Here is a 6355-nt window from a genome sequence, read left to right as displayed (position 1 = left end):
CAGGCGGCGCGCGGCGGGGCGGCCGGGCGGGGGGACGGGGGGACGGTGCGGTTCCTCCGGGTGCGGTGCTGCCGAGTGATTCATCGCTCTCCGTCGTCCGTGTGCGGCCCGCGCCGCGGGGGGGCCCGGGGCGCGGGGGGTCACGTGAACTTCGCGGTGTCAGGGCGACGATAGGCCGCTGCGGTGACACCGCGCAGCGCTTCGGACACGGAACATTTCTGCGATTTTCCGGGATTTCGGCGTGCACCCGGCACGGCGGGGTGATACGTCCGATTGGTCGGTTCGACCGATCGAGGGAGGGACCCCCGATTGGTCAAGTCGGCTTCGATGCGGCACACTTTTAGACTGACCAGTCAGAACAAAGGAGGGGCAGTGGACACCACCACCCGTCAGGGGGCGGCGGTCAACGCCAGGGGGATCGGAGTCGAGGGCCCACGCGGGTGGGCCTTCAGAGGTGTCGACATCTCCGCGGCCCCCGGCTCGCTGATAGCCGTGCAGGGCCCGTCCGGTTCCGGCCGTACCTGCCTGCTGCTCGCCCTCACCGGCCGGATGAAGATCAGCGAGGGCCAGGCGGTCGTCGCCGGCCTGCCGCTGCCCAAGCGCATGGGCACGGTCCGCGGCCGTACCGCCATCGCCCATGTCGCCGGGGTCGCCGACCTCGAACCCGCCCTCACCGTCGGCGAACACCTCAAGGAACAGGCCCTGCTGGGCCGCCGTCTGGAGGGCTCCCCGTTCTCCGGGCTCCCCTGGGGCCGCCGCCACAAGGCCGCCGTACGGGCCGCCGTCGACGCCGCGCTCGCGGCCGTCGGCCTCGACCCGGCCACCCTGCCCAAGGGCCTGCGGACCACCGTCCGCGACCTGGAGCGGCTGGAGGCACTGCGGCTCTCGATCGCCCTCGCCGTCCTGCACCACCCGCGGCTGCTCGCCGTCGACGACGTCGACCTCAAGCTCTCCGCCGAGGAACGCGACCAGGCATGGGAGCTGCTGCGCGACCTCGCCCGCTCCGGCATCACCGTGGTGGCGGTCGGCAGCGACGCCCCCGACGACGCCCTGATCGTCCGCACCACGGCCACCGCGGAGCGCGACACCCCGCAGGCTCCCCCGGCCGGCGCCGAGGCGCCGCGGACCTCCGGGGACGAAGCACCGACGACGCTGAGGGCCGCCTCCGCCGTCACCCGTACCGCACCCGCCACCCCCGCCGGCCCGCAGGGCACGGCCCGTACCCACACCAAGGAGGAAGCGGCCCATGCGTTCGCCGAAACTGGCCGCGCTTGAGCTGAGGCGGTTCGGCCGGGGCAAACTCCCCCGGCTGGCCATCGTCGCCCTCACGCTGATCCCCCTGCTCTACGGAGCGCTGTACCTCTACTCCTTCTGGGACCCCTACAGCCGCCTGGACAAGATCCCGGTGGCGCTCGTCAACGACGACAAGGGTGCGACGGCCGACGGCAAGCGCATCGACGCGGGAACCGAACTCGCCAAGAACGTCAAGGACAGCAACACCTTCGACTGGCAGGAGGTCAACGCGGCCGAGGCCGCGAAAGGCGTCGAGGAGGGCCGGTACTACCTCTCGCTGACCGTCCCCTCGGACTTCAGCGAGCGCATCGCCTCCAGCGCCGGTGACTCCCCCGAGACCGGCGCCCTCCAGGTCCGCACGAACGACGCCAACAGCTACATCGTCGGCTCGATCTCCAAGACCGTCTTCTCCGAGATCCGCGCGAAGGCGTCGGCGAAGTCCTCCCGCGAGTTCCTCGACAAGATCTTCGTGTCCTTCTCCGACCTGCACAACAAGACCGCCGAGGCGGCCGACGGCGCGGGGAAGATCGACAAGGGCCTGAGCGAGGCCAAGGAGGGCTCCGGCAAGCTCGCCGAGGGCCTGGGCACCGCCAAGGACAACACCGGCAAGCTCTCGGGCGGCCTCGGTGAGCTGGACAAGGGCTCCGGCGCGGTCAGCGACGGCGCCGGCACCCTCCACGAGAAGGCCGGCCAGCTCAGCAAGGGCGCCGGTGACCTCGACAAGGGCATCCAGGGCGCCCGCGCCAAGGCACGCGAACTCAGCGTCGGCGCCGGCCAGGTGGCCGACGGCACCCAGCAGCTGGCCGACAAGGTCGACGGTCTCGCCCGGCAGAACCTGCCGATGCTGAAGAAGTACAGCAAGGAGATCAGCGACGGGGCCCGGAGCGTCGCCGACGTGGTCCAGGTCCTCGACAGGAACCTCGACAGGCTGCCCGGTCTCGCCCAGGCCAGTGCCACCGGCACCCGTAAGGCCGCGAACGACGCGCACGCGCTCCACAGCAAGCACTGCGGCGGCGCGGACGACAACCCGTCCTTCTGCACCGACCTCAAGAACCTCGCCGCCGACCTCGACAGCGCCGCCGCCAAGGCCGAGAACGTCCGCGACACCCTCGCGGGCATGAGCCCGGACGAGCAGCGCGCCCGGCTGCAGGAGATCCGCCAGGGCGCCCTGAAGATCGCCGACGAGGCCCCGAAGCTGGCCCGCGACGCCGACGGTCAGATCGCCGACATCCACCGGCTGAACGCCGGTGCCCACAAGGTCTCCGAGGGCGCGGCGCAGTTCGCCACCGGCCTCGGCGCGCTCACCGACGGCAGCGGCAAGATCGCCGACGGCAGCCGGCAGCTGACCGACGGCGCCGGGAACCTCGCCGACGGCGCGGGCCGCGTCCACCAGGGCGTCGGCGCGGCCAAGAACGGCACCGACCAGCTCGACAGCGGCCTCGGCAAGCTCAAGGAGGGCGCGGTCTCCCTCGACGGCGGCCTGTACAAGCTCAAGGACGGCTCCAACCAGCTGGCCGACGGCCTCAGCAGCGGCGTCGCCAAGATCCCGGACTACGACAAGAAGGAGCGCGAGGCGCGCACCGACGTCATGTCCGACCCGGTCGCCCTGGCCGCCAAGTCGATGCACAAGGCGCCCAACTACGGGACCGGCCTGGCCCCGTACTTCATCCCGCTGTCCCTCTGGGTCGGCGCGATGGTCGCGTACATGCTGTTCCAGCCGCTGAGCAAGCGCGCCCTGGCCGCCGGTGCCCCCGGCTGGCGGATCGCGCTGGGCTCCTGGCTCCCGGCGTTCGCGATCGGTGTGGTGCAGGTGGCGGCCCTGATGGCCGTACTGCACTGGGGCCTCGGCCTGGAGATGGAACGCTCCGCCGCCACCGTCGGCTTCCTGCTGCTGGCCGCAGCGGCGTTCACCGCCATCATCCAGCTGCTGAGCGCGTTCTTCGGCCCGGCGGGCCGGGTGCTCACCCTGGTCGTCCTGATGCTCCAGCTGACGTCGGCGGGCGGCACCTACCCGGTGCAGACCAGCCCCGGCTTCTTCGGCGCCATCCACCCGTTCCTGCCGATGAGCTATGTCGTCGACGGCCTGCGCCGGCTGATCACCGGCGGTGACCTGGCCATCGTCTGGCAGGGCAGCATCGTTCTGGCGGCCTTCACGATCGGTGCGCTGGCCCTGACGACCGTCGCGGCCCGCAGCCGGCAGGTCGTGCGGATGAAGGACCTGCACCCGGAGCTGAGCCTGTGAGTCTCGGCTCCGACCCCAGGGGCGGTGCCCTCAGCGGCACCGCCCCCGGTGGGGCGCCCGGGGGCACCGCCCCCGGGCCCGCCCGCACCCCCCGCGCCCGTCCCCGGCGGCAGACCAGCCGCCGCAAGCTCTTCGACGCCGCCGTCACCCTCATCGCCGAGCAGGGCTTCTCCGCCACCACCGTGGACGAGATCGCCGAACGCGCCGGCGTCGCCAAGGGCACCGTCTACTACAACTTCTCCAGCAAGAACGTCCTCTTCGAGGAACTCCTCCAGGAGGGCATCGACGTTCTCGCCGCCTCCCTGCGCCACGCCGCCGACAGCACGGCGGAGCGCGGCGGCACCCGGGTCGACGCGCTCGACGCGATGATCCGCGCCGCTCTCGACTTCATCTCCAGCTATCCCGCCCTCACCCAGCTCTACGTCGCCGAACTCTGGCGCACCAACCGCACCTGGCACACCACCCTGACCTCGGTCCGCGGCCGCGCCCTCAGCGTCGTCGAATCCGTTCTCCACGACGCCGTCGAGGGCGGGGAACTCTCCCGCGAACTCGATGTCCCCCTCACGTCGTCCGCCCTGCTGGGCATGGTCCTGGTGGCCGCCCTGGACTGGCTGTCCTTCCAGCCCGACCGCTCGGTCGAGGACGTCCACGCATCGCTCTCCCGCCTGGTCCAGGGCCGGGTGGGCGCGGTCGCCCGCCGCTGACCGGGGCGTGCGGCGGCCCGGCCCGCTCCCCCACGCGCACGCCCCCTCTGAACCCTCTTCGTACGTCCCTCCTGGCCGTACGCCTCCTCGGTGACATGTCTGTGACAGACATCCCTTGAGGGAATACCAACCAGCGAGTTTAGAATTCCCTGCACGCCGCACGGCACCCGCCCGCCGCGCGGAGAACGGGGGACAGCACACGTGGCCGGAGAGGGCCTGCAGGCGGACATACCGTCACTCAAGGCCGGTGGCAAGGACTTCACCGGCATCGGCACGCGCTACCAGTCCGCCGTGGACACACTGAAGTCCGCGCTGACCGGCCTGGAGGGCAACGACACCCCGCCCTGGGGCGACGACGCCATCGGCGAGAAGTTCGGCATCGTCTACGAGGGCCTGCGCGACGGCATGTACGAGTCCATGGGGCATCTCGCCGCCAAGCTCCAAGAGATCGGCGGCGCCCTCACCACCATGGCCTCCCAGCACGAGGCCAACGAGGACTTCACCGACGCGCTGATGAAGCAGCACGTCGCCAACGCCGAGGCCGACAGCCGGGTGCTCCAGCAGGTCAAGGGCCCGAACACCGCCTGATCCCGGGCGCCGCCCGCACCTGCTTCTTCGTCATCGCTTCGCCGTCCTACGGGGGATTGCTGCCATGTCACTCATGCTGCCCGACTGGGCCGAGTGGATCCTCGACATGCTCGGCTTCGACTGGCCGACCGGTGACGAGGACAAGATGATCGAGTCCGCCGACCAGTGGCGGAAGTTCGCGTCCGCGATCGAACAGTTGCAGACCGAGGGTGTCACCGCGGCGGGCAACGTGCTCTCCCAGAACGCCGGCGACAGCATCGACGGCTTCGGCAAGACCTGGGAGAAGTTCTCCGGCAACGGCTCGGGCCACCTCGACGACGCCCGCTCCGCCGCCGAACTCATCGCCAGCGCCCTGGAGGCGGGCGCCACCATCATCATCGGGATGAAGGTCGCGGTGATCGCCCAACTGGCGATCCTCGCGGCAGAGATCATCGCCGCCCAGGCGGCCGCCCCGTTCACCCTGGGACTCTCCGAGATCGGCGCCGCGGGCGCCACCCAGGCCACCCGTATCATCGTGCGCCGCCTCCTCAAGGAGGCCCGCGAGGCCCTGGTCGAAGCCATCGTCGAAACCCTCAAGGAACCGGCCGTCTCCGCCCTCAAGGCCATGGCCACCGACGCCATCGCCCAGGGCATGAACATGCACTTCGGCGCCCAGAACGGCTTCGACGTCAACCGCAGCCTCAGGACCGGCGCCGAAGAGGGCATCGACGCCGCCAAGAACTCCGGCCAGACCTTCACCGAGGGCCTCCGCGACGCCGCCGGCGCCAAGGCGGGCCACCATGCGCGACAGGGGCTCGATGGGGCGGCGGGGAGGGGTGGGGACGGCGGTTCGGGCCATGGGGCGGGGGCCGGGGACGGTGCCGGTTCTGGGAGTGGGGCCGGGGATGGTTCCGGGGCCGGTGGCGAGCGCGGAGGGTCCGGCTCGGGGACGGGTACCGGTGGTGGCGACGGCGTGGGGGCCCGTTCCGGTGGCGAGCACGGTGGTCCGGGTTCCGGTGCGGGAACGGGAGCCGACTCGGGTTCCGGAACGGGAACGGGGGCCGGTTCAGGTTCCGGAGCGGGAACGGGTTCGGCTTCTGGTTCAGGGGCCGGATCGGGTTCCGGCACGGGGACGGGCTCGGGGTCCGGGTCCGGGTCCGGGTCCGGGTCCGGGTCCGGGTCCGGGTCCGACAACAGCTCCGGTGGTGCCGACGGCGCAGGCAACCGCCACACCGACACCACCGGCCCGCACTCCACCACACCGTCCGACGGCAGCACCCCGCAGGGGACGGACCCCCACCACCGCGTACCCGATGCCCAACCGCTGCCGCCCCCGGACCAACGCTCCCCCTTCGACGAGGGCTACCGGGGCAGCCACAACACCCCCTCACCCGACTCGGTGAGCACCCAACCCGCCCACGACACCACTCCGGACACGGCCCGCCCGAATCACAACGACTCCATCAGCACTCAGCCGGCACACGACACCACCAGCACTCAGCCCGCCCACGACACCACCCCACCCTCCGCACGCCCGGACCACGACAAC

The 6355-nt window shown here is 71.6% G+C and carries 5 protein-coding genes; all 5 read left to right on the top strand.

Going from position 1 to position 6355, the window contains the following annotated elements; translation table 11 throughout:
* Positions 1 to 327: 327 nt before the first annotated feature.
* Positions 328 to 1275, top strand: a complete 948-nt coding sequence (locus tag AC51EU_RS25560) for an ATP-binding cassette domain-containing protein (RefSeq protein WP_496269431.1) — start codon at positions 328 to 330, stop codon at positions 1273 to 1275.
* The gene (locus AC51EU_RS25555) at positions 1247 to 3535 is read left to right on the top strand and encodes a YhgE/Pip family protein (RefSeq protein WP_496269430.1); all 2289 of its coding nucleotides are present in this window, start codon (positions 1247 to 1249) and stop codon (positions 3533 to 3535) included. Before AC51EU_RS25560 ends, AC51EU_RS25555 begins: the two co-directional genes overlap by 29 nt.
* Positions 3532 to 4239, top strand: coding sequence for a TetR/AcrR family transcriptional regulator (locus tag AC51EU_RS25550; RefSeq protein WP_496269429.1), 708 nt, complete (start codon positions 3532 to 3534; stop codon positions 4237 to 4239). Before AC51EU_RS25555 ends, AC51EU_RS25550 begins: the two co-directional genes overlap by 4 nt.
* A gap of 201 nt (positions 4240 to 4440) precedes the next feature.
* A complete protein-coding gene (locus tag AC51EU_RS25545; protein ID WP_496269428.1) occupies positions 4441 to 4827 on the top strand; it encodes a hypothetical protein in 387 nt (128 codons plus the stop codon).
* 64 nt (positions 4828 to 4891) lie between these two features.
* Positions 4892 to 6355: WXG100-like domain-containing protein (locus AC51EU_RS25540; RefSeq protein WP_496269427.1), on the top strand; the 1464-nt coding region annotated here is incomplete at its 3' end.

The organism is Candidatus Streptomyces philanthi, from assembly GCF_059553635.1.
The sequence above is the reverse complement of the archived record's forward strand: the minus strand, read 5'-3'. Positions and strand labels throughout refer to the sequence as shown.

Coding starts and splice junctions, on each gene's coding strand:
- AC51EU_RS25555 (WP_496269430.1), top strand. CDS start 1,247: ATGCGTTCGCCGAAACTGGCCGCGCTTGAGCTGAGGCGGTTCGGCCGG.
- AC51EU_RS25560 (WP_496269431.1), top strand. CDS start 328: ATGCGGCACACTTTTAGACTGACCAGTCAGAACAAAGGAGGGGCAGTG.